This is a genomic window from Dactylosporangium sp. CA-152071, from assembly GCF_050936335.1.
Taxonomy (GTDB): Bacteria; Actinomycetota; Actinomycetes; order Mycobacteriales; family Micromonosporaceae; genus Dactylosporangium; species Dactylosporangium maewongense.
In genome coordinates this window covers 5,491,412-5,514,337 of sequence record NZ_JBNJMZ010000001.1, presented here as the reverse complement: position 1 = coordinate 5,514,337, position 22,926 = coordinate 5,491,412, and the positions used below count along the sequence as shown (strand labels likewise).

General features: G+C 69.3%; 19 protein-coding genes. 9 read left to right on the top strand and 10 right to left on the bottom strand.

Annotated elements, in window-relative coordinates:
- Positions 1 to 19: 19 nt before the first annotated feature.
- The 5 genes from ACQEVZ_RS24545 to ACQEVZ_RS24525 are packed head-to-tail and all read right to left on the bottom strand — an operon-like array spanning position 20 to position 10,137.
- Positions 20 to 5,398: an AAA domain-containing protein gene (locus ACQEVZ_RS24545; protein ID WP_433370374.1), complete on the bottom strand. Its 5,379-nt coding sequence runs from the start codon at positions 5,396 to 5,398 to the stop codon at positions 20 to 22.
- Positions 5,395 to 6,687 carry an AAA family ATPase gene (locus tag ACQEVZ_RS24540; RefSeq protein WP_433370371.1) on the bottom strand — a complete coding sequence of 431 codons (1,293 nt, stop codon included), beginning with the start codon at positions 6,685 to 6,687 and terminating at the stop codon, positions 5,395 to 5,397. Before ACQEVZ_RS24540 ends, ACQEVZ_RS24545 begins: the two co-directional genes overlap by 4 nt.
- Positions 6,684 to 8,168 (bottom strand): hypothetical protein, encoded by a 1,485-nt coding sequence (locus ACQEVZ_RS24535; RefSeq protein ID WP_433370368.1) that lies wholly within the window; start codon positions 8,166 to 8,168, stop codon positions 6,684 to 6,686. The genes ACQEVZ_RS24540 and ACQEVZ_RS24535 overlap by 4 nt, the downstream gene beginning before the upstream one ends.
- A complete protein-coding gene (locus ACQEVZ_RS24530) occupies positions 8,165 to 9,292 on the bottom strand; it encodes a hypothetical protein (protein ID WP_433370365.1) in 1,128 nt (375 codons plus the stop codon). The genes ACQEVZ_RS24535 and ACQEVZ_RS24530 overlap by 4 nt, the downstream gene beginning before the upstream one ends.
- Positions 9,293 to 9,333: 41 nt before the next feature.
- A complete protein-coding gene (locus ACQEVZ_RS24525) occupies positions 9,334 to 10,137 on the bottom strand; it encodes a hypothetical protein (RefSeq protein ID WP_433370362.1) in 804 nt (267 codons plus the stop codon).
- A 234-nt stretch (positions 10,138 to 10,371) separates the two neighbouring features.
- On the opposite strand from ACQEVZ_RS24525, the gene ACQEVZ_RS24520 reads away from it, so the two are divergent.
- The 3 genes from ACQEVZ_RS24520 to ACQEVZ_RS24510 all read left to right on the top strand — a co-directional run bounded on the left by ACQEVZ_RS24520 (position 10,372) and on the right by ACQEVZ_RS24510 (position 13,528).
- Positions 10,372 to 12,717, top strand: a complete 2,346-nt coding sequence (locus ACQEVZ_RS24520; RefSeq protein WP_433370359.1) for an AAA family ATPase — start codon at positions 10,372 to 10,374, stop codon at positions 12,715 to 12,717.
- The gene (locus ACQEVZ_RS24515) at positions 12,714 to 13,157 is read left to right on the top strand and encodes a hypothetical protein (protein ID WP_433370356.1); all 444 of its coding nucleotides are present in this window, start codon (positions 12,714 to 12,716) and stop codon (positions 13,155 to 13,157) included. The genes ACQEVZ_RS24520 and ACQEVZ_RS24515 overlap by 4 nt, the downstream gene beginning before the upstream one ends.
- 191 nt (positions 13,158 to 13,348) lie before the next feature.
- Positions 13,349 to 13,528 (top strand): winged helix-turn-helix domain-containing protein, encoded by a 180-nt coding sequence (locus tag ACQEVZ_RS24510; protein ID WP_433370353.1) that lies wholly within the window; start codon positions 13,349 to 13,351, stop codon positions 13,526 to 13,528.
- A 103-nt stretch (positions 13,529 to 13,631) separates the two neighbouring features.
- On the opposite strand, the gene ACQEVZ_RS24505 is transcribed toward ACQEVZ_RS24510, so the two are convergent.
- Positions 13,632 to 14,099 (bottom strand): hypothetical protein, encoded by a 468-nt coding sequence (locus ACQEVZ_RS24505; RefSeq protein WP_433370350.1) that lies wholly within the window; start codon positions 14,097 to 14,099, stop codon positions 13,632 to 13,634.
- 155 nt (positions 14,100 to 14,254) lie between these two features.
- Between ACQEVZ_RS24505 and ACQEVZ_RS24500 the strand changes: the two genes are divergently transcribed.
- Together ACQEVZ_RS24500 and ACQEVZ_RS24495 are read left to right on the top strand one after the other, a co-directional pair.
- Positions 14,255 to 14,734, top strand: a complete 480-nt coding sequence (locus ACQEVZ_RS24500) for a hypothetical protein (protein ID WP_433370347.1) — start codon at positions 14,255 to 14,257, stop codon at positions 14,732 to 14,734.
- A gap of 55 nt (positions 14,735 to 14,789) precedes the next feature.
- Positions 14,790 to 16,028 carry a hypothetical protein gene (locus tag ACQEVZ_RS24495; RefSeq protein WP_433370344.1) on the top strand — a complete coding sequence of 413 codons (1,239 nt, stop codon included), beginning with the start codon at positions 14,790 to 14,792 and terminating at the stop codon, positions 16,026 to 16,028.
- Positions 16,029 to 16,036: 8 nt separating this feature from the next.
- Here the strand turns inward: ACQEVZ_RS24495 and ACQEVZ_RS24490 are convergent, their stop codons facing one another.
- Positions 16,037 to 16,822, bottom strand: coding sequence for a hypothetical protein (locus tag ACQEVZ_RS24490; RefSeq protein ID WP_433370341.1), 786 nt, complete (start codon positions 16,820 to 16,822; stop codon positions 16,037 to 16,039).
- Positions 16,819 to 17,760: a hypothetical protein gene (locus ACQEVZ_RS24485; protein WP_433370338.1), complete on the bottom strand. Its 942-nt coding sequence runs from the start codon at positions 17,758 to 17,760 to the stop codon at positions 16,819 to 16,821. The genes ACQEVZ_RS24490 and ACQEVZ_RS24485 overlap by 4 nt, the downstream gene beginning before the upstream one ends.
- Positions 17,761 to 17,973: 213 nt before the next feature.
- Between ACQEVZ_RS24485 and ACQEVZ_RS24480 the strand changes: the two genes are divergently transcribed.
- A complete protein-coding gene (locus ACQEVZ_RS24480) occupies positions 17,974 to 18,168 on the top strand; it encodes a DUF397 domain-containing protein (RefSeq protein ID WP_433376960.1) in 195 nt (64 codons plus the stop codon).
- A gap of 438 nt (positions 18,169 to 18,606) precedes the next feature.
- Here the strand turns inward: ACQEVZ_RS24480 and ACQEVZ_RS24475 are convergent, their stop codons facing one another.
- Complete coding sequence (locus ACQEVZ_RS24475) at positions 18,607 to 19,008, bottom strand: hypothetical protein (protein ID WP_433370335.1); 402 nt, start codon at positions 19,006 to 19,008, stop codon at positions 18,607 to 18,609.
- Here ACQEVZ_RS24475 and ACQEVZ_RS24470 point away from each other — a divergent pair.
- The 3 genes from ACQEVZ_RS24470 (at position 18,962) to ACQEVZ_RS24460 (ending at position 21,158) form a co-directional block, all read left to right on the top strand.
- Positions 18,962 to 20,389: a hypothetical protein gene (locus ACQEVZ_RS24470; RefSeq protein ID WP_433370332.1), complete on the top strand. Its 1,428-nt coding sequence runs from the start codon at positions 18,962 to 18,964 to the stop codon at positions 20,387 to 20,389. The two genes, ACQEVZ_RS24475 and ACQEVZ_RS24470, sit on opposite strands and share 47 nt — an antisense overlap.
- 152 nt (positions 20,390 to 20,541) lie before the next feature.
- Entirely contained in the window at positions 20,542 to 20,829 is a 288-nt protein-coding gene (locus ACQEVZ_RS24465) for a hypothetical protein (RefSeq protein WP_433370329.1), read from the top strand.
- Positions 20,799 to 21,158, top strand: coding sequence for a hypothetical protein (locus ACQEVZ_RS24460; RefSeq protein ID WP_354889315.1), 360 nt, complete (start codon positions 20,799 to 20,801; stop codon positions 21,156 to 21,158). The genes ACQEVZ_RS24465 and ACQEVZ_RS24460 overlap by 31 nt, the downstream gene beginning before the upstream one ends.
- Before the next feature lie 751 nt (positions 21,159 to 21,909).
- Here the strand turns inward: ACQEVZ_RS24460 and ACQEVZ_RS24455 are convergent.
- Positions 21,910 to 22,806: a replication-relaxation family protein gene (locus ACQEVZ_RS24455; RefSeq protein WP_433370325.1), complete on the bottom strand. Its 897-nt coding sequence runs from the start codon at positions 22,804 to 22,806 to the stop codon at positions 21,910 to 21,912.
- Positions 22,807 to 22,926 lie beyond the last annotated feature (120 nt).

Sequence of the window (22,926 nt, the reverse complement as noted above, 5' to 3'; positions counted from 1 at the left end):
TTCTGAAGCCTCAGCTGCGTCAGGTCGGGTTCGCAAGGCGGGAGCGGGCGGTGTCCAGCTGGGGCTGGGTGAACAGTGGTGCGAACTCTGGGCGTAGGGCCAAGGTTTCGACAGTTAGGTCGAGGCGGCCTCGCTCCCAGAGTTCCGTGAACCCGTCCGATACCGTCGGTGTGTTCAGCAGCTGGCGCGCTGTAGCTGGTCCGCCCTTGGCAGCCAGCATCGAGTGGAACGCTTTGGCGGTGTAGCCGGCCTCGTCGCGGGCTCGCTCGTACAGGCGGACCATTGCTCGATGGAAGCGCGTCTCGAGCGCCGAGAGGCTGGACAAGTCGACGGGCGGCTCCGCTGGCGTGAATGGCGGCGGGGAAGTGGCGGTGTTGTGCGTAATCCGCAGAACGCGGGTCACGCTGAGGAAACGTAGCGCCGCGGGGTTGGTTGGTGGGAAGTACTGGACCAGGCCGACCACGTTCGAGTGTGTGTCCAGGACCGGTGCGTCCTGGTGGTGCTTCGCGGCGGCGAGAACAGCTCTTGCTTCCTGCTGCCGTACCCAGCAGACGAACTTGGCGCCGGTTGGATGGGCTCGTTCGATAACGACGTTCGAGCGGTACTTGCGCGCCTCCTCAGAGGCGCTCTGGTAGTACCGAGCCCAGCCGACGACCTTGCCTTCGTGGCGGATCGGGGTGTCGGTTGTCTGCTGGTATGCCTGGATGGCTGCGAGTGCCTCGTGCGGTCGGATCCAGGCAACGCTGCGGTAGCCGACGGGAACCATGACTTCGGCATCCTGAGCATCGGCGGGCGCGGGCGCCGACGTCCGGGCAACCGGCGACGCGGCGGCCCGAGGACGCGGCACCGGCGGCGCCACCGTTGCGGTGGCGGTAGCGTCGGCTCGATCCGGAGCAGAGGCCGTTGGGGGCGTAGAGGGTAAAGGTGCCGGTTCGGGTGCGGTCTCCTGCACGGCGCCGTCCGGGCCGATCGTCACAGTCTTGCCGAGGGAGATGAGCCGTGCGATCTCCCGCTGTTGTTCGATGCTGAAAGGCAGGATTTCCTCAGGAATCGTTGGTGTGACGACCGGCGGCTCCGGCTCCGGGATTGGGTCCGGCGCCGCCGTTTCAACGACAGGTTCGACGGCTGGCGGCGGCACGTACAAGCCGATACCCAACTCCTCGATGCGATGCCACACAGGCTCCATCGCGGCAGCCGGGTCTCGGCTGAACACGCTGCCGCGGATGCGGACGAAGACGCAGTTGCCGACGCGTTCCAACACTGTCTGCCGGCGAATGTCGCCTTCCCAGTGGTCCGGTCCGTGGTACGGGTCACCGTCGCACTCGATGGCGAGGCGGCGGCCGTCCGGGGCGAGGAGGACAAAGTCGATCCGGTAGCTGCCGATGCGGAACTGCGGAAGGGGCCGGTAGCCACGGAGTAGGAGATGCTTGAGCACTGCCCTTTCAAAATCGCTGTCGCAGCGCTGCTCGAGGTTGTCGTATGCATCTTCGGCGTTGGTGACGTTCTGGCAGTAGCGCAGCAGCTTGCCGCGAGCATCTTCCGGGTTGAGGTCCTCGGGCTGTACGGAGTGGAACACCCAGAGCTGGTCTCGAGCACGCGACGCCGCGACGTTGACCCTGCGGTGGTACTCGCGCTTCGTGAATGCCGAGATCGAGCCCCTGTGCGGGGACACGACCAGCGTTACCAGGACGACGTCGCGCTCGTCGCCCTGGAAGGTGTACGAATCGCCGACACGAAGGCGGCGGCGGCTGATCTCCTCTTCGCCGACAAGGCTGCGGATCCGGTTGAGGATGTACAGCGCCTGGTCACTGGTGCTGAGCAGGCTGACGACACCGATGGTCTTCCCACGGTAGGCAGGGTCGCCGATGATCGTGGTGACCTGCTCTACGAGGGCGTCGGCCTCGGCCACGTTGACATCGCCGTACGAGCCGACCGCCTGCCGGATCCCTTCAGGCACGTACACGGTGCGGACCGGATCGCCGATGCCCTGAGGACGGTCGGTGCGTAGCGGTTCGATGGCGTTGTCGTAGTACTCCCGGCTGGAGAATTCGATGATCGCCGGCACGCACCGGAAGTGTTCGGTGAGCCGAATGCGTTGCGGTGAGCGGCGGACCGCGTGGTCGTACAGGCTGCCTTCGGTGTCGAACTGCTCCGCCGACGGCACCTCGCCCGCGAGGTGGGCGTTGACCAGCCCGGTGACGTCGCTGACGAAGTTGAGCTGCGGGCCGATCTGCTGGTCGTCGCCGACGACCACGGCGCGTTCGGCGAGGGTCAGTACTGGCAGGGCGAAGAGATCGGCTTGTGATGCTTCGTCGACGATGACGACGTCGAACTTGGCGCCGCCAGTGAACTGCTCGATCGCCCGGTCCAACGGCATAACCCAGACTGGGACCGCGTCGATGGCGTCGGTCATCGCCTGTTGTGCGTACGCCTGCCATTTCGCGGCGTTCTTACCGGTGCCTTTGCCGTACTTGCGGAGCGCGGTGGCCCAGTCGGCGAGTGCGGCCCGGCGCCGGTCGTCGAGTGCCCGCGACACCTCCAGCCAGGCACGCCGCACGACTAGGTCGTTGGTGAGGCGGCGAATACGGTCGCGAGTCTGCGCGACGCGCCTGCCGAGGCCGTCGGTGTCGACGCTGCCGACGACGTTGTCGAACCACGTCTGGGCCTGCCGCCACTGCCAGCGCAGGACGCAGTCGGCGCCGCTGCCGCTCAGGGCCGGCGCACTGCCGTCGTCGATGGCCGCGGCCCACGCGGGTGCGGCTACCGCGATCGTGGTGTGGAGGCGTCGGTAGGTTTCGGCGTCCGGATACAGCGCGGCGAGTCGCCGAGCCTCGGCGAGGGTGCTGTCCCAGACGGTCAGGTTGGCCGACTGCCAGTCCAGGTCGAGCAACCGCCACAGCTCGCTGGCGTTTACCGTGGCCATGCCCTGCTGCAGGGCGGCCGAGACGGTCCGTGCCTGTTCGACCAGGCGGTCGTGCTCGAAGATGGCCTGGCATTGATCGAGCCGGGTGCAGATCGTGTCAAGGGCCTGGGCGTCGGCGTTCGATGCGGATCGGGGGAGCAGGACGCTGATCACCCGGTACAGCGCCGGCCAGTGCTGCCAGTCCCATTCCAGTGAGTTGTTGGCATCGGCGATGAAGCGCCCCGCCCAGAGCTCGGGCTCCGCTGGGCCGGTCGGCAGCTGGAAGCCGAGTCGTTGTGCCCATTCAGCCCAGCGGGCGCCGAGATCTTGCCGCAGCCGGATGCGGTTGACGAACGCGACGACGACGTCAACGTCCTCGGTGCTGCGCAAAGGCTCACCGTCGACGCGGCAGTCGGCGGAGAGTTTCGCGAGACTGCTGGCGAAGAGCTTGCTGACGCCCTTGCCGCTGTTGTACCGCTGACGTAGCTCCGCCAGTTCGGTGAGCAGTGCTCTCGGCTGGCCCATTTTGATGGCCGCGACCTCGACGCGGTGCCCACCGATGGTTCGCGACATCGCGGAGATCTGGCCGAGCAACTGCTCCGTGGCGGTGACGTGATCGCGCCAGGTCATGTTCAAATGTGGGTCCGCAATCAGGCGCCCGAGCCGGCCCGTCCAGGAACCTTCGCGGCCGTATAGATAGGTGACTGCTTCACGGAGCTTGCTCAACAGTTCGGCGAGTCGGTGCTCGCCGAGCTGGCGGACGGCGTGGACATCGACGGCGTTGCGGGCCAGGTCGTCGACTGCAGCGGCCGTCGCACTGGTCCGGCTTCGCATCTGCTGGATGGTTGCCGCAGTTGGCAGATCGGCGACCAGTGGGAGGTGCCGAAGCGCCTGCTGACGGTCTGCGCGTGAGATTCGGTGGGCCAGATCGAGCACGACACCGAACTCGTCTGCGGTCAGCGGCGCCTGGTCCCCATCGTGCAGCTCGTCCGGGATGTCGCCGTACCGATCCTCGCGGGCCAGCAGCCACGCTCCGACCTCAGCCGGCGACAGCGCAACGTTGTCGATTTTGAACGTCACGCTGTCACTTTCCGCAATTGTCCGCAGATTGCCGAGAGCGTGACCCAGATCTGCTTCGGCCTTCTCCAATTGGGCGGTGATCGAGTCGACGGTGCGTTGCTCCATACGATGGTCGAGCGTTGCGGCACGATCGGACAGCTCGCGGGCGGCGAGTTGGAGTTGGATGAGCTGATCCGTGGACCGGCCCAGGACGGCCAGGCACAAGGGCTGCACTTCGGCCGGCAGCCCGTCGCGCAGCACCCGCAGCGGGTCTTCTTTCTGAGCAACCACCAGCACCCGCTTGCCGTGCGCAATGAGGTGACAGATCAGGTTGCGGATGGTGTGTGTCTTGCCGGTGCCCGGCGGTCCCTGGACGGCGACGTTGCGATGCTGCGCGAGGCGACGCGCGATCGACTCTTGGGCTTCGTTGGTCGGCAGAGGCATGAGCAGCCGCTGGCCGACCTGACGCCACCGCTCGGGCTGGTCGCCTGGCATCTGCAGGTGGGTCGGCTCGTGAGCGAGGATCGCCGCGAGGGCACCGATTGAGGCCGTGTCACCGGCCTCCAGTCGACCGCGCAGCTCCTCCAGGAATCTGCGGATCATCCGTTGTTTCGGCCGGACGAACAACACACTGGTATCTTGGATGTTCGGCCCGTCTGGGGCAGGCGCGTGCGCCGCTCTGATCGCCGGCTCCATGCCGAGCCTGCGCATCGCCCGCTCAAACAGCTCGATGCGCTCATACTCTTCCCACACGTTGACCGCGACCTGACCGCCGTGCTGGCCGAGCTCGAGCAACTGACGCAGGTAGTGTTCGGGCAGGCCCGACAGCGCGTCGGTCTGCAGGCGGGCGCTACCCTGCGGAGCGACCGTGATCAGGGAACGATCTGGGTCGTAATCCACCATTACCGGTGTAGTGACGAGGGGGTACCGCACCGTTTCGCCGTCGATGGTCATCGCCACGATGCCGTGACCCCAGACCAGTTCGTTCGTGGCTGAGTTCATATCCAAGGTGTGCTTGAGCTCGAACAGTCGGTCGTGGAGCTGCCGCACCTGCTTGACGATGCGGACCTCAGCGGCCCACGGACGCCATGCTTCGTCCCGCCACTGCCGGAACCGAGCCTGCACAGCAGCGTCGGTGCCACTGCGCAGTGCGGGCTCCTGGTCCGCTGACAGTGCCTCCTGCAGCAGCGGGGCGAACTCGCGCGGCACCGAGACCGGTTTTGGCAGTGGAGGAAGGGCGACACGCAGCCAGGTTGCATCGTCGCCGGCGACGCCGACCTCGCACGCGGGGTGGATCGGCAACTGGTGCTGCCAGAACGCGTCGGATGTCGGTACCGTCCGGGACGGCTTCTCCATTCGCGCGCGGACCGCCATGAGGTAGTCGGCCAGCGCGAGCGCTCGGTCGCGGATGGTCCCCGGTGCGTCGTCGTTGCTCATGCCGCGCTCACTCGGTGTCGCTCCAGGTGGGACATGACTGCTTGGTTGGCTTCCCAGCCGTCGGGGAACTTGACGATCTCGTTCAGGTACATGCGGCCGGTGGAGGGGTGGGCGTCCAGGAGTTCGGAGATGCCGGACCGAGCGACCACGATGCAGGCGTGGCGGTGGCGGGAAGTTAGGACGCAGAGGCGGCCGGATTCGAGGTGGAAGGCGGTGGCGTCGCGGCGGCCGGAGAGCGGGTGCCAGACCACGGTCACGTCGTACTCACGTCCTTGCAGGCGGTTGGCGGTGTCCACGGTGATGCCGGAGTCCGAGGGAAGGAACTGACGGACCGCTGCGGCCTGGTCCCGGTGGGCGGTGCCGATGGCGATTCGGCCCGCCGTGACCTGGGCGCCGTCCAAAGACTTCTCCGACACGGCGACCGCGCCCCGTTCGAGCAGCCGCATGGCCGTGCCTGCGCAGGCCCGGGCGACCTCTTCGTCCGTGCGCATGCTGTGGCGGGCCGGCAGCTCATGCAGGGCCCAGCCCGTCGAGACCGCCATCGCCAGAGTCGAGTCCAGGGGAGACGACCCGAAGGCGTGCGTGGCGAAGGTCAGCGAGCGGTCGCCCGGCCCAGTGCCCGACGTGAAGCCCGTGAAAGGGTAGAACGCCTCGGAGACGACCGGGGCGGCGGTTGAGGGCAGGCGCCAGGAAACGGGCAGCCGGTGGACGTTGATGTCGTTGTGGCGTAGGAGGACGGCCACCGCGCTGAGCTGGGGGTCCCAGGACAGGCCGGCCCAGCGTTCGGTTTCCACCGTTGAGAAGGGGTCGAGTTGGCCGGGGTCGCCGACGAACAGGGTGCGGTCGAAGCGGCCCGCGATGCGGAGCAGGGCGTCGGAGCGCATCTGGTACGCCTCGTCGATGATTGCCCAGGGCCAGGAGCCGGACGTGAGGGTGGCCCACTTCGCGGCGGTGCCGACGACGACCTGGCAGCCGCCCAGGCCGGCGATGGCGTTGTCGACGGTGACGTTGCGGTGCGCGCCGATCCGGGCCGTCGCCACGTAGTTCTGCGCGGACAGGCGGCCGATCTGCACGGATGGTGCGGCGGTGGCGAGGTTGGCGATCAGGTCGTCGACCTGCTCGTTCGTCTGCGCGACGATCGCTAGGGGCTCGCCGGACTCGGCGATGTGCCGGGCCGCCCGGACGACGAGGGTCGACTTGCCGGCGCCGGGAGGGGAGTCGACCACGACGCCGGGGCCGGGGCCGAACTGCAGGTCCTCGATGACCGAAGGGAACACGTCTGTGGTCACGACCAGTCCTCCACGGCGTCTTCCTCGGTCGGGGCCGGCGGCGCCGGCGGGCCGCCGTGCGTCCACGGGGTCTCGTCGACGTCCGGCCACTGACCGGACGGCTGGAAAGCGTCCGACACCGTGCTGTAGGTGACCACCTCGTCGAGGGCCGGGATGCTCCCCGGCGGTGCGGTCAGCGACCGGCCCATGCCGCCGCTGAGCTCCAGCTCCACGTCCAGGAAACCGTCTTCGAGGCGTGTCAGGGCGAGGATCTGGCCGGTCTGCGAAGGGCGGGCCGGCGACGAGACCTCTCGACCGGCGTGAAGACGGAGCGGGTCGCGGGTGCGGACGGTGATGTGTGGGCGGAGCTTGCGGCGCGGGCCGCTGGCGTCGACCCGGTCCGGTGCGGCGGCCACGACGGTACCGGTGAAGGCCTCGCCGGCGAGACGGAACTCCGCCATGACGAGCGGGTCGTCCAGGGCCCGCTGCGCGTCATACGACGCCTGCGCGCGCTCCAGCCGGCTGAGCCGCCGTGCCGCGGCCACCGCACTGTCGCGCCGTGCCTGCGGTAGAGGGTTCTCGCCGTTGAGGTAGTTGACGTAGTTCGTGTACGCGTCGCGGTCGTCGGCCCACCGCTCCACGACGTGCTCTCCGGGAGTCAGACCAGCGAGGAGGTCCGCGCTTCGCCACATGAGGTCCCAGGTCGGCGCCAGTTGGCTGCGCAGGTTGTTCTCCAGCAGCGCGAGGGCACGCGGGTTGCCGGCGGAGCGTGCGTACCGCTCGATGGCGGGCGCCAGCCGCTCGGCGTCGAAGGTCGGGTCGGTGGTCGGACCGGCCGGCGGGAACAGCAACGGGTCCTCGGCGGCGAGCGCGGCCTCGAACGGCGATTGCCCCAAAGGTGGATCGATCCACGACAGCAGCGCTGCCAGGTTCGCGTCCTCGACAGTGCTCTGACCGGTCGCCCAGTGCGCCCCGAGCGCCGAGGTCATCGGCACCAGTAGCGACGACCCCGGGTGCTCGGCCCGCTCGGCGAAGAACGTCAGCCACCGTCCGAGCAGCGGCACGACGGGCGCGACCGCGTACTCGCCGTACGTGCGACGCAGCCGCGTCGAGCGACCGAAGAGCCGCATGAAGCCGACGCCGCCAGGATTCGGCACGAGGATCTGCGGCGCATCGCTGAAGCGGAACCGGGAAACCTTCCCCGACACCTCCTCTTGGTGCCGGGCGAACCTGTCGACGTAGGACAGCAGCAGCCGGCCGAGCGAGGCGCCGAAGGCGAACCGCTGGTCACGGTTGCGCGGCTGCGGCACGATCAGCAGCTGCGGCGAGGAACGGTCGTCGCCGAGCATCGCGGCGAGCGGCGCGTTGGCCTCGCCGGCGAGCGTCAGCGGGATGAAGACCAGCGGCCGGTCGCTGATGTGCGTGTGCCGGACCGTGGTGATCCGCTGCGCGGTCTCCTGCTGGACCGCGAGCGCCCTGGCGAGCGAGGTCAGCGACGTCATGCCGGGAGCCCGAAGCACTCGTTGCGCAGCCGCATCGCCGCCTGTAGCACGCCTGCGGCCTCGACCTGCTCCGGCGACGGCGTGAGCCTGCCGCTGGCCAGGCCGAGCGCCATGTGGATCGAGTCGACGCTGCCGAGCTCCTCGCTCACCGAGCGGCCCAGCGCGTACGTGGTGCCGCGCGCCTCGTTGCGGCAGAAGTAGGACAGCTCGCACATGGAGAGGCAGTCGGGGGAGTACCGCGCCGGGATGTGCTCCAGCGCGTCGCAGAGCTCGCCGACCGGACGGGTCGGCTTGCCGTCGCGGTCCGGCGCCAGGTCGAACGTCAACCCGGGGTCGAGCGGCTCCAGCAGCGAGTCGATGCGGGTCATCCGGGCGAGCTGGCGGTTGAGCACGGTGAGCTGGCGCCGCACGTCGATGAGGGTCGCGACCGCGTGGTTGGAGAAGTTCTCGGGGCAGACCAGCACCACCCGGTCCGAGACCGCCGCCGGGTCGTGGCCGAGCTCGGCGAGCAGTCGGCGCAGCGCCACGACGTACACCGCGGACTGCACCGCGGCGGCAGCCACCTTGCCGCCGTCGGCCTGGCCGTCGATGACCGCGAACGACTTGATCTCGATGACGTGGAAGGTGCCCTTGTACTGGAACGCGATGAGGTCGGGCTCCAGGAACACCTGCCGCCCGCCGACGGGAAGGCGCAGCAGCGGGTGGTCGAAGAGCGTGCCGCCGTCCTCAAGGCCCGCGGCCGCGGCTCCGAGCACCTGGCGGGCTACGGTGTGCCGGACCTCCTGGCTGACGTTGCCGGCCACCTCCTCGAGGTCCTGGTAGGCGACCTCGGGGATCGACAAGGAGAGCACCTCGCGCAGCATCCGCAGGAGTTCCGCGCAGCCGTTCGCCTTCACCTGCGCCTCGAACGACTGGGTCCGCGTGATGGCGAACGGGGACTGCCCGTACGGCGGCGGAAAACCGACGCGAGCGGCGACGGCGCGCTTGTCGACGCCGGCGGAGTCCATCACCGCGCGGCGCGCGCAGGCGGGGTTCGTCGTGAGCGCGGCGATGGTGCGTGCGTTGTGCGGGGTCGGCGGCACGGGTCCGCGGAGCTGATCGAGTCGCAGGTCGATGCTGTTCACTGACGTCTTCCTTCGCGGGGGAAGCGGCGGCTGGGAACGGCTTAGGAATCGGTGCCGGTGCGCACACTCCTGAGGTGGGTGCCGAAGAGCCGGTCGGCATCGTCGAGCTGGGTCCTGGCCCGGGCGGCGGCCGCTTCGCGGTGCGACCGGTCGACCGGCTGGTGCGTGTGCAGTTCCGCGCGCGCGGCGCGGATGACGGTGTCCGGCTTGGCGTTGCCGATGCCGTCGGCTGCGCCGGGGATGTTCTCGGCGAAGAGCCACAGCAGGCGGGCCGCGCCACGGTCGATCGTCGGCAGCCGGTCGAGGTGCTCGGCGATGCTGACGGCCGAGGTGAGGAAGTCGACCCGCGGGCTGAGCGCGCCGATGATGCGGCGGTCGAGCTGCCAGGTCGAGATGGCGAGCAGTCCCCGGACGGGTGCGAGCCGGTCGGCCGTCAGCGCGGCGCACAGGTAATACGGCCGGGCGAACGGTGCCGAGCGGAACGAGCGCTCCTCGTCGCGGCGGAGGCTGGTGAGCTTGGCGCTGTTGATGTCGCCGCCGAAGCAGGCGTTGTACACCTGGGCGATCAGCTTCGGCGCGGCCGGCACGGCGAGCAGCGTGAGGGCGCTGTGGACCTGCTCGCGCAGCGGCAGGATCGAGGCGCCGTCGCGGTGCACCGGTGTCTCGGGTGCTTCGGCGGGCTCCGGCGCCAGGGTCTCGAGCGCTTCGTCCCATGCGTCCTCCAGTGCGCGGAGTTCGGCCTTCAGAGCGCGGGCTCGCGGCCGGTCACCGGCGGACATCGCCTGACGGACAGCGGCGCGCAGCGACTCGATCTGCTGCTCAAGCTCCTCAACGCTGTCAGGCACGTCCGCGAGCCTACGCGCTCCAGTAAATTCCAGCAATACCCACTTCGGTCAACCATTTTGTACTGGTCAGCTTACCCATGGTAGCGAAAGCGGTCGGTCGATAGGTCGCCTGAACAGGTGGTATGCGACGCGTGGTGCTGAAGAGTGCTTGTGATCTTCCAGTAAGTTCCAGTAACTTCCAGTAATAGCCCAGTGCTCGTGCGTCCGTGCACCTCCCATCGAACCGGAGCTGTGATGACCACCGAAACCCCGCTGCTCGAGCTCATCTTCGACCGCCTCGCGACGGACCAGACCGACTCCCGGACCGCCGAACTCGTCCTCGCAGCCCTTGGAGCCGACGGCGAACTCGAGGCCACGCTCGGCGGTACCAACGCCACCTTGGCCATCGATCCGGCACCTCCGGAATCGGCCGGTCATCTCTTCCTCTCCGCCGTTACGGTGGCCGGGTTCCGCGGCGTCGGGCCCGCCAGAACGCTCCCGATCCGACCCGGACCGGGCCTCACGCTGGTCGTCGGCCGCAACGGGTCCGGCAAGTCGAGCTTCGCCGAAGCGATCGAGCTGCTGCTCACCGGCGACAGCGCCCGCTGGGCGGACCGCTCCAGCGTGTGGCGCACCGGCTGGCGCAACCTGCACCAGCCGGACCCCTGCGGCATCGAGGCGGAGCTCCACGTCGACGGCGACACCACGCCGATGCGGCTGCATCGGGACTGGGCGCCCGGCGCGGCGCTGACCGAGGCCACCGGCAGCGACCTCGCCGACCTGCGCCGGCCGATGGAGCTCTACCGGCCGTTCCTCACCGCCGCCGAGGTCGGGCGGCTTGTCACCGGCACCCCGTCCGCACTCTTCGACGCCATCGACGCCATCCTCGGCCTCGACGCGCTCAACACCGCGGACCAGCGGCTCCACGCCGCCATCAAGCCCCTCGACGCGGCGGCGAAGCAGGTCCGGACCGACCGCGCCCGGCTGAAGGAAACCCTCGCCGGCATCGACGACGACCGCGCCCGCCGTGCCGCCGCCGCGCTGGCGGACCCCGAAGCGGTGGCGGCGATCCTCGAAGAACCGCTGTCGGGGGAGCTGATCGACCACCACCGGCAGTGGGCCACGCTCTCCCTGCCGGACCTCGCCGACGTCGCCGCGCTGGCCGAGGAGCTCCGCGAGCTCTCCGCCCAGGCCCGCACCGCCGGCGACACCACCGCGACGGTCCGCCTCGCCGAGCTGCTCCGTCTCGCCGTCGACCACCACGACGCGACGGGCGCCAGCTCCTGTCCGGTCTGCCACGTCGGCACCCTCGACCAGGCGTGGCGCGCCTCCGCCGCCGCGACGCTCGACGAGCTGCGCGACACCGCGCTCGGCGCCCAGCGCGCCACGACCCGCCGCAACGACCTCGTCCGCAGGGCGCGTGCCGTCACCGCCGTGTCGCTGCCGCCCGACCCTTCGGTCGCTGCTGCGGTCGCCACCCTGCGCGCCGCGCCCTCGGCCGGCGAGGACCTGGCCGTCCACCTCCTCACGCACTATCCGGCGCTGGTTGCCGCCGCGGAGGTCGTACGAGCTGCTGCTGCCGCCTGGCTGGAGGAGCGCGACACCGGCTGGCAGCAGATCCTGCCCGACCTGCGCCGCTGGGTCTCCGCCGCGCGGGAGGTCCCGCAGCAGGCGGGCGAGCTCGCTTCCCTGAAGGCCGCGCGGAGCTGGCTCAAGGACGCCGCGATCGCGCTGCGCAACCAGCGGCTGGCGCCGTTCGCAGCGCACGCCCAGCGGATCTGGGAGGAGCTGCGCCAGGAGAGCAACGTGCAGCTCGGCACCATGAGCCTCGCCGGCACCGCCACCCGCCGCCGCATCGAGTTCCCGATCAGCGTCGACGGCGCCGACAGCGGCGCGGCGCTCGGCGTCATGAGCCAGGGCGAGATGCAGGCGCTCGGCCTGGCCATGTTCCTGCCCCGCGCCTGCGCCGACGAAAGCCCGTTCCGGTTCGTGGTCATCGACGACCCCGTCCAGAGCATGGACCCCTCCAAAGTGGACGGTCTCGCTCGCGTACTGGCAACGATCGCCACCGACCGGCAGGTCATCGTGTTCACGCACGACCCGCGCCTGCCGGAAGCGGTGCGCCGCTTGGAGATCGACGCCGTGACGCTGCAGGTGCTGCGCGGTGAGCGGTCCGTCGTCTCGGTCGAGCCGGCCTCCGACCCGGCGCTGCGCTACCTCGACGACGCCCGCGCCCTGGCCTGCTCGGCCGAGGTCGACGCCGACGTCCGGACTCCGGTCGTGGCGGAGTTGTGCCGGTCCGCTCTGGAGTACGCCTGTCAGCGGGTCGTCTGGCGGGTCCGGACCGCTCGGGGTGAGCGCCACGCCTCGATCGAGGAGACCCTGCAGCACGCCCAGAAGACGACCACCTTGTTCGCCCTGGCCCTGTTCGACGACCCGGACCGCGGCGGCGACGTCCTGCGCCACCTGCGCAACGCGTACGGCGGCTGGGCCGTCAACGCCTACGACCTGAGCCGCAAGGCTGTGCACGGCAACCACCCCGTCCCGGACCTGCCCGGCTTCGTCCGCGACACCCGCCGCCTCGCCGAGGCCCTCCGATGACCCCGGCCCGGTGCCTGTCCGCCGCCGACGGCCTGCTCCGCCGCGGCCCGTCAGGCGCGTGGTGGCCGAAGGCGTGCGCGTGCCTCATTCGGCTGGCGCTGGAGCTCGCCATCGAGCAGTACTGGCAGGAGACCAGCCCGGCGGTCGCCGCCTGCGGCGCCCAGCGGACCCGCCTGCTGATGCTCCGCCGGCGCTCGGGCAGGGAGCTGGCCCGCCGGGCCGCGTTCGCCTGGGCGACCCTGTCGCAGGCCACCCACCATCACTGCTACGACACCGCCCCGACCGCCGGCGAACTCCGCCGACTGCACACAGAAGTCGGCCTCCTGGTGGCCGGACTGACCGCTACGGCCAGCCCACGGCAGCCTGCCGTACCTCAACAGGCTGGGGCTGATGAGGTACGGCTCAGTGCTCGCAGTGACTCGTCGGCACCTCCGGGTTGACCGTTGCGGCCTCCCCCCAGCAAATGAGCGGACGGCCGCAACGGCCAATGCACCTCGGCCGAATACGCCCGTTCACGCCGCATCCATCAGGTCCGCCAACGCGAGCCGGGTGGCCTTGGCCGCCTCGTACGGCAGCAGCAACTCCCGTCCCGCACAGGGGTCGGTCAGGTGCCACGGCCGGCCGTCGGTCAGTGCAGATCGCGGCCGGCATCCTCAAGCCGGGCGACAAGCTTCCGAGCACCCAGCGACTCCGGGAGATCTACGATGTGAGCGCCACCGTGATCCAGTTCGCCATGGTGGAGCTCAAGGCCCAAGGCCTTGTATTGGGTCAACCCGGTCGAGGTGTCTTCGTGGTGGAACCGCCCGCGTGATTCGCGCGTTGTTCGACCCATCCAAGGTCGCAACTGTAATCGCGTAGTCATGCATTGACATGCTGTCCCGATGAGTGCCGAGCAGCCGGCCCAAGCGGGTGCGCTATTGCCCGAGTCGTTGGCTCTGGAGATCGAGCCAGTTCCAGGTGCGGACCAGCGGACGATCACCATCGGCGAACGGTACTGGGCCCTCGACGGTATCGACACCTCCGCAGAACCGCCGCGTCCAAGGTGGCGCGCGAAGAGCGCCGACATCAGCGATGAAGCGGGTGTCGGGTTCAGTCGGGCATACCTCGTCGCCGCAGAAGGCGTCCGTGCTGTCGTTGTCGGGACCAGTTGCCCGTCCTGTGACGGGCCTCTTTCCCTGCGCTCTCGCCAGCACCTGGTGAACATCCTCGCCCGCAACGACCTCGAGCACTGCGTCGACTGCGACGCCGGCATGCTGCTGGCCGTCGGGAAAGCGATCACTCCGAGCGCGGCAGAACGCCGACGGGCGGCGCAGGCCAAGGAACGCCGCCGAAGCGGAGCCGCCGGTGCCCGAGCCGCCTGGCACACTGCGCAGGTAGCGCACCTGTCGGATGCTTGCGCAGTCCAGCTCGACCCCATCCCTGACTGGGCGATGCCTACCGGATCGGTGCGGGCAGAGGTCGCCGCGCTCGCCGCCATTCGCAATGCCCCTGCGGTGACCCGGACCTGTTCGTCAAGCCCTTCCACGAGGACAGCGCGGTGCCGCCGTCGGCGATGACCCGGACGCTCTTCCTCAATCTCCTTGGCGCCGGGATGTTCGACACCACCTGTGCCGATGCCCAAGCGATCCTCGAGAAGCATGCTTCTGAGGTCGACCTGCAGGAGGATGACGACGAGGCGGAAGGTGGCGCCTTCACCGAGATAATGCGCGCGGTCCTGCGAACGGAGACCGAGGGCGACCCGCACGCCGTGTATGCAGTGATCGGCCGCGAGAGCGCGAATGTCGACCCGGTCATCGCGGCCGCCGCGTCGAAGCTCATCGAGGTCGTCGAGGATCTCAGGATCGCTGCCCGCGGTCTGCACATCGCGCTGGCGGCCGCGGTGAGCGCCTGCCGCCTGCTCACGGTCCGCGTCCAGGTGCCTGATCTCTGGTGGGGAGAACCGGAGTCGATCAAGGCGCCGGTAGGCGTGTATCTCGCCGAGCTCATGCGCCAGGCGGCAGTGCGAGGTGAACCGTAAGCGCGCCAGGCCCGAAGCCGCTCAATGCCTGCCACCGGTGTGGTGAACTGTCGGGATGAGTCCGAAGAGTCGTGGGCGCCCAGCTGGGCGGGGCAAGCCGAAGACCCGTCGGCAGGGTCCTGTCCGGCAGCTGCGGCTCTCGGACCGGCTGGTCCACGCGGCCCGGGACCTGCTCACCTATACCGATCGCCTTGAGGTCGAGCAGTGGGCGTCCGGGTGGCTCGGACAGGCGTGGCTGCACGCGCCGCTCGGTGACCGGGAGGCGGAGCACACCTTTATCCTCGAGGTGGTCGGCCGCTGCAGCTCCCACCCGTCCCCGCACGGCCTGGCCGCCGTGGTCGCGCTGCGGATGGTGGCTCAGCCGAGCGACCACAAGCTGCTCGACGGGACGATCGAAATTCTGCAAGAGTCTCAGCCGTCGCCATCCTGGCCCGATGCGGCATTTTCGCCGGTACGAGCGATGCGCGCCGTCGATCTATACGACAGCGAGCGGGTCCTGTTCCTCGAGTACGAGACGCACACCCTCCTCGCGCAGATCCTCACCAGTGGCGGGTTGGCCGTGGAGCAGCTCCAGCTGCTGCAGACCGGCGCGGCCGAGGCGTGGGAGGGCACGCGGGAGGACGACGAAGTGCCGATGCCGATCGAGGAGGTGCCAGTCGCCGACGCCCTCGCCGACCTCGCTGACGCGCTGCGGCACACCGACATGCTGTGGCCGCGGCACGACGACGAGGCCTTCGTCGACCTGCGGGCGCTCGCGTGGGCGCGGTGTCGCGAGCACCTGCCGGAGTGGCCCGAGTTCGTCGCGCTGGGTGGCACCGAGCGGCGCGAACTTGTCGAGGCATTCGTCGAGCGGTCGGTGGATTCCGAGGTGTACCGACGGCTGGCCGACCTCTTCCTCGACTACGGCGACGGCTACCTCAACAACCGCCCCCTCGGCTGGAGCCCCGGCGCGGTCGGCATGTTCCTCGCCGACTGGCTGCCACGCAAAGCCTTCCTCGACGATGACGAGCGAGCCGCCCTGCCCGACGCGCTGCGCAGCTGGGTGCGGTTCGCCCTGGAGCGCCGTAGCGTCGCCGACGAGTGGATCACGCCGGTCGTGGCCGACGTCGACATGTGGCTGCCCGAGTTCGAAGCCGCCGTCGACGACGAGACGTCCTGGGGCCCGGCGAAACAGATCGCGGCCGAGCTGCAGGCCCACGGCATCAACGTGACCGACAAGGACGCCGTCGAGGACGTGGTCCGCCAGCTCAACGCCGAGAACATCGCCAGGCGGGCGCGCGATCCACCGCTGTGACCGTGTGGTCAGTCAGGTCGAGCAACCACAGCCGCGATCAGCGTTGCGAGCCGGGCGGTCGGCACTTCGACGTCGGAGCGGCGTCGACTGCGCCGGGCAAGTTCGTGCAGGTGTGCTGCGGCATCGCGGCGCGAGCCTCGTAGCGGAGCCTCGTGCAGCCGCCAACCACCGATCTCGTCGGGTTGGTGGCTGTCGCGGATTTCAAGAAGGCGGTAGATGTCCTCGACGTCCCGGGGTTCCAGGCGGGAGCCGTACGCGAGCGCCTTGATGACGAGCGCGAGCTCCACTGCTGGCACTCGCACGGTGAATTCCAGCCTCGTGCCGTCGAGCATCCGCGCCCCGGCGTCGATCACGATGGGTTCGGCGGCCAGAGCGGGAGCGAGCCCAGGGGCCGAATCGAACGCGCGACCTCCGTGCTCCTGAGGTCGGAAGCGTCCGTCGAACGAAGGTATGAGCAGGTCGACGGCGAGCTCCGGGACGGGACCGCCCGCGACGGCGAGCTCCGGAACCGGTCGCATGTAGCTGTTGCCGCTCGTGGCGGCATACCCGTGGTCGACGAGACGCTGATGGATGACACCTGAGCCGGCGAGTTCGGTCGTGATCGCGGCATCCGCGTCGCGGGTGCGGCGTATGGCGACTCCAGCAACGGGGAAGGCGGTCAGGAGCAGCGAAGCCATCTGCCCGCCGATGATGCGCACGTTCTGGTCGACGGTGATCGCGCTGATTTCCGCGAGCGACCGGATGGACAGCTCGTCTGCGTATGAGGTGGCGACAAGCTCGACATGGCGCTTCAAGACCACAGTCGCTCCCGCAGTGCTCGCGTTCGAAGTTGCTCGACAGCCTCGTCAACGTCGCCGCCGGGGGACCTGCGCAGGTCCCATGCAGCGATCAGCGGGTCGGTGTAGCGGCGCTGGGTCCCACCTGTCATTGACGGCCATTCGCGGGACATGGTCAGGACGGTCGGGTCCCGGGGAGTCCACAGCTCGACCGTCGCGTCCGCGGGCCGTACGGTCGCGAAACCGTGCTCCTCCAGGGGAGGTTGATCGACGACATAGGCGATGATGCGGTCCGGACGTCGCCACGGTGCGTACAGATCGGCGGCGAGGTCGCCGGACACGGCCGGAGGGGCGTCGCCTCGGTCCCGTGCCACCTGTTCGATCCGTGCGAGCTGCGCCGCGACGTCTCCGGTCGCCGCCCAGTACGTGGTCAGACCGCGTGGCCCCGAATACTCCAGCATGAACCGGTCCCAGCATCCTGCCCGGTCGATCGCCTGCCATCCGCCGGGTGTGCGCACCACCAGCTCGCCGGGCATCGGAAGCTGCTTGCCGATCGCAACGTGCGACATCCCGAGCCGACGCGCTATTTCCGACTGCGACAACGGCTCCTCAGCGTTCAGCGCGAACAGCCGGAGCATCGCCAGCCGGGCCCAGCTGGAGCGCCCCGAGTGCACAGGAGGAGCCGGCCGTTGCTCACCGGACCGGTGTACCTCACCCTGGAAATGGACGATCGCGTCGTCAACCGCTGCGTATGCGATGCGGTGATCCCGCTCAGCGGCTTGCCTCAAAGCACGCCCCGCCCGCGCGACCACGAAGAGCAGGCCGTCCACGTGCGGCCGGAGCGCCGCCACGGCGCGGTCGATCTCCACCGGGCTCGGCGAGTGGCGCAGCAGCATCACCTGGTGACGTGACCACCGGCCGTCGCCGACGCCGATTTCGACCTCGGCGCTGCCCATGACCCGCCGATCCAACCCGGCATCCAGCAGCAGCTCGACGCCATCGCGACTGTCCACCTCCTCAATGTAACCTACATAGAAGATTTCTAGGTAGGTTACATTGAGCAGGTCAAGGCCTTGCGGCAGCTTGTGCTGGCAGGTCGCCTGCCTCTCCAGATCGAGCCGGTTTCGGAGGCCGAACCTTATCGAGCGATTTGCCGAGGCTGTTCGATGATCGACCTGACCGGCGCCCAGTGGCTCAAGAGCACTCGGAGTGGCGGCAACGGCGGCAACTGCGTCGAGGTGGCCGACAACCTGACCGGCATCGTGGCGGTGCGGGACAGCAAGGACCCGAACGGGCCGGCGCTCACCTTCGAGACCGCTGCCTTCGTGGCGTTCGTTGAGGGCCTGAAGGTCGACCGCATCTGACGTGAGCGGCGAGGTGATATAGCGAACCGGCTGGTGTCGGTTGACCACATGGTGTGATGGGTTCGCGGGTTTGACCGAAGGCTGGGCGGCATGTCCTACGGTTCTATGAGGCATGCGTCTTTCCCGCTCGCGTCGTGTCCTGGCAGGTGCCTTGGCGGGTGCCGTTGTCGTGGCGACGTTGTCGTTTTCCGAGACCGCTGCGCAGGCCGATCCAGGGGACCGGCCCATCGCGTTTACGAGTAGCAGCACGGGATATCCGGCCGACAGATGCAACACGGACCTCGGGCCGGCGCATCTCGTCATGGACAACATCAGTGCAGGTGCGGAAATGTCGGGCACGGCCACCATGGCGGGCCGGGGTTCCAACGACTTCTATTTTGAGCTGAAGTTCGTCGACAACTCGTACGGCGTCGTCGAGGACCTCGCGAACGTCGGGTATCAGCGTGTGCAGGGTGTGTACACGACGGTCGACTTCTCGTTCACGGCGCCTGTGGCCGGGAAGCTTGTCGGGTGCCGGTCGGCGGAGGTCGATGAGGCGGGGGTGTCCGGCCCGGCGGGGAAGGTCACCGGGACGGTCAAGGGTGACGGCGGCCCCAGCGCTACGCCGGCCATCACCGTGACGGGCACGTCGGTGGCGTTGAAGGCGGTCGACATCGCGCCGAACACGGGCCTCATCAGCTGGGACGTGTACGCGGAGGGCGCCGCCGAGCCGGTCGCCGAGCGGGACGGTGCCGAGGCGACCGTCGACGGGCTGGCGCCCGGCAGGTATGAGGTGAAGCTGAGCTTCTGCACGGTGACGCCGCCGCTGCACTGCGGCTTCGCGACCGGGACCTTCACCATCACGGCGCCGGTGGATTTCGAGGTCGTCGAGATTCCCGGAAGGGCGTTGTCGCGTCGGTTGGTGGTGTCGAGTCCGGCGGTCGACACCTCGTACACGTGGAGCGTCAACGGCACGCCGCTCGGCGAAAGCGGACCGAGCGTGGTGTGGAATGCGCCGCTGCCGGGGACCTATGAGATCGCGATGACCGCCACCAAGAACGGGACCGGGCGGACCGTGCGGCGGCAGGTCACCGTGGGGTATCGCATCGACGTGGTTGACACTCTGGCGAATGGGCTCATGAAGGGTCTGGTCGCGGATCCGAAAGCGCCGTGTGACGGGGACCGGACGGTGCTCACCGTGACGTCCGACATCGGGATCTGGGCGACGCTGCGCACTTCGGCGTCTCCGGCGTTGACGAATCCGCCTGTGCCGGGTGGCACCGCGGAACTTGGATTGCTGCCGCCGAACGGGGTCGCGACGTGGACCGGTGGGTGTTTCAACAAGGCCGGGCAAAGCTTCTGGGTGGACGCCGACATTGCCGACAGGCGGGCGCTCGCGGCGACGGCGCTGGCCGGGTTCCTGAGCTCCGTCTCGGGCGGCAGAATCGACGTGAACGCGATGGCGCGCGCCATGACGTACTGGGAAAGCGTCTCGGAATGGCCGCTGCCGAACACCCGCGCCGCGATCGATGAGATGGTCCGGATCGCCCAAGGGAAAGGCAGAATCGCCGTCGCGGGTGGGTACCTGTATGCGGCGCTGACGCTGGAGCCCGAAGCGACGAGGCTGCGGGAGTTCCTGTTCGCCACGGTCGGGGCGGTGCCCGGAATCGGTGACCTCGCGCAGCTCGCGGAGGAGGCGACGAAGGCCTGGCTCGGGCTCGGCGCCGACCCGTACAAACTCGGTGACCGCGCGACCGAGGAGCAGCTGAAACGCCGAAAGGCGAACCTCGAGGAACGCCTGCCGGACCAGGAGCAGAGCGTGCTCGACGCGACCACCAAGAAGGCCGAGAAGGACCTGCGGCTCAAGGAGATCGACGACGACATCAAGGCTGTCGGAAAGGACCTGGACGCGCGGAAGGCGGAGCGTGCCGCGCTCGTCTGCCCGCCGAAGGTGCAGCAGTGCCTGCTCAAGCAGCGGCAGCTCGACGGCGAGATCCAGCGGTTGACGTCGAAGCTGAAGAACCTCGTGGAGAAGGCCCGCCCGCCGGCGTTCGAACGGGCCACCAAGGCGGCCGCGAAACTGCTCGAAGAGGAGAAGGCCCTGGCCGCGATGACCAAGGCCATCAAGGTCCTCGGCACGGTCGTGCAGCTGCTCAACCAGCTCGCCATGAACGCGGAGCTGGCCATTCGCCTCATGCAGGGGCAGCGCAAGGGCACCATGGAGTTCCGTACGGGCATCTGAGACTGCTCAAGACTTGGTCAACCCATCGGCCGAAACGCCCAACGCTTCGACGGTTGTCCCTACCTTCATCGGTATCGGGGGCTGTACCCGCGGCACGCCAGCGCTGCTGTGCCGCGGCGGCCTCCACCCCATCCGCACAACGGGGGGAACCGATGAAACGCATGCTTGCGATGGCGGCTGTACTGTTCGCGCTGGCGGGCTGCTCGGAACAGCTCGGCGACCGCGGCGGCGACGAGGGCGCCGCACCCGACAAGATTTCCGACGTCGACTACATCGAGGTGTACCGCAACGCGGACAACTTCCCGAACGTGGCCCGCGTGTGCATTCGCGGGATCGCATTCGCGGCCACCTCGAGCGGCGCCCGCGGCGAGGACTCCTACGCCGCACCGGACCTCGTCCGCGTCCCCGAATGGGACCCGACCTGCCCGGCCGCGAAATGAAGCGCCTGGCGCTGGCGGCGGCATTGGTACTGGCGCTGGCCGGCTGCTCGGAACAACTCGGCGACCGCGGCGGCAAAGAAGGCGCCCCACCCGACAAGATTTCCGACGTCGACTACATCGAGGTCTTCCGCAACGCCGACAACTTCCCGAACGTGGCGATGGTCTGCGTGCGGGGAATCGCGTTCGCGGCGACGGCGAGCCGGGAGGGAATGAGCGCGCCGTCGCTGCTACGGGTGCCGGAATGGGACGCGCGCTGCAAGACGGTGTCGCCGGGTACGGTGCCGTCCACGACGCCTTCTTCAGCGAGCCCGTCCCCGTTCCCATCCTGAGCGAAGAGGTGCCTCACTGGTACCCGTACCCGGGTTGACCAACTGGGTACGGGTACGGCGCGCGGGGTTGGGCAACCGGGTACGGGAACGGCGGACGAGTTGACCAACCACGTGCGGGAACGGCGGACGGGTTGGGCAACGGGTACGGGAACGGCCGGTGGGTTGACCAGCCGGTTGGCAGTGGGAACGGGCCTGCCAGGTCGGTTGGACAACGAGTTTGCGCAACGCGTTGGGCAACTGCCGTCTGGAGCGGTACGGGCGGCAGGAACGGAACGAGTACGGAACGCCGTACGGTCCCGCCAGCCGCAAATCAGCGGTCATGCGCTCTCGTACCGGGGATGCGCCCGGCGTTCCCGCGTGCTGTACCGGTTCCGCGTACCGCGCCGCCCTGATGCACCCGTTCCCGGGTCTTGCCCAGTACCGCGTCGTACCCGGCCGGCTTGTGTTCCCGTTCCAGGTCGTACCCGCCGTCCGGTACGCCAGCTGACGGTACGGGATCGAGCGGCATCGGGAACGGCGTCGCGACGGCGACGGAGGGATCGACCGTACCCGCTACGCGGCGGCTGTACGGCTGCCTGCGGCCGGGAATCTGTCGACGGTGCTGAAGAGGTTGGGTCCCGTTGGCGCCGGAATCCAGGGTCTTGGCCCGCCTAGGGGTACGCCTACCCATCCGCCCGGGGCAACACCCGGGGTGGCGAAGATCCAACAGGCGGTTCGCCGGCCAAGAATCGGCCGGCGAACCGAATGCCTGCTACTGCCCGAGCGGGCGGCGGTCCAGGCGCAGGAGCGCGCTGTCGTCCGCGGGGTCGCCGAGCCGGCCGAGGTCGATCAGGCGGCGCGGCGGCTCCGGCGCACCCGCCGCGCCGGTCGGCAGCCAGACCGCGTCGGCGACGCCCGTGCCGTCCAGCAGGCGGTCCCGGGCGACCGTCGCGACCGGGACCGCTCGCGGCTGGCGGCCGAGGGCCTGGTGCAGGTGCTGCTCGCGGGTGTGGTCCGGTAGCGAGAACAGCACCGGCCAGGCGGGACCACCCTCGGTGACCAGCTGCTCGTACCGCTGCACCTTCTCCACCAGCGTCGGCACGGATTCGGTGGCGCGGTCGAGCTCGAGGAAGAACGCCACCCGCAGGTCGCCTTCCTGGTAGATGCCGTGGCCGTCGGCGCGGACCCGGTGCATGCTCACCGAGCCGAACCGCAGCGGGGCCGCGCACTGCCGCTCCGACCACCAGCGCAGCAGGGCGTCGCCGGGGCGGTGCCGGGCGTACGCGATGAGATCCACGAAGAACTGGTTGACGCCGAGCAGGTGCGGCAGGTTCGCGCTGGCGGCGATGCGCCGGCGCTGCGCGGTGATGTCCACGCGCCGCGGCACGGCGTCGCCGCGCAGCGCCGCGACCAGCTCGACGCCGGCCTGGTCGAGGACGTGGTGCCAGCCCGGCGAGGCCAGCCGCGCCGAGCGGAACCGCTCCAGCAGCCGCAGCCGGTACAGCCGCAGCAGACGCTCCTGGGCGGCGTCCTGCCGGTTGAACAGCGCCGCGGTGATCTGCGCCGCGCTCAGGACCTGGTGGTCATACAGCCAGTCGAGCAGGCGATGGTCCCGATCGGTGAGGAACGACTGTGCGTAGAGCACCGGGTCGTGGTGGGGCTGTGTCATCCATGCCTCCAAGGCAGCAGCGGTGCCGCGCGTGTGCGACCCCTCCTGCCGGACATGCCTCCAGTTGGGTGCCTTCGTGCGTCGCGAAGCCCCAACCGTGATCAACCGCCGCCAACAGCG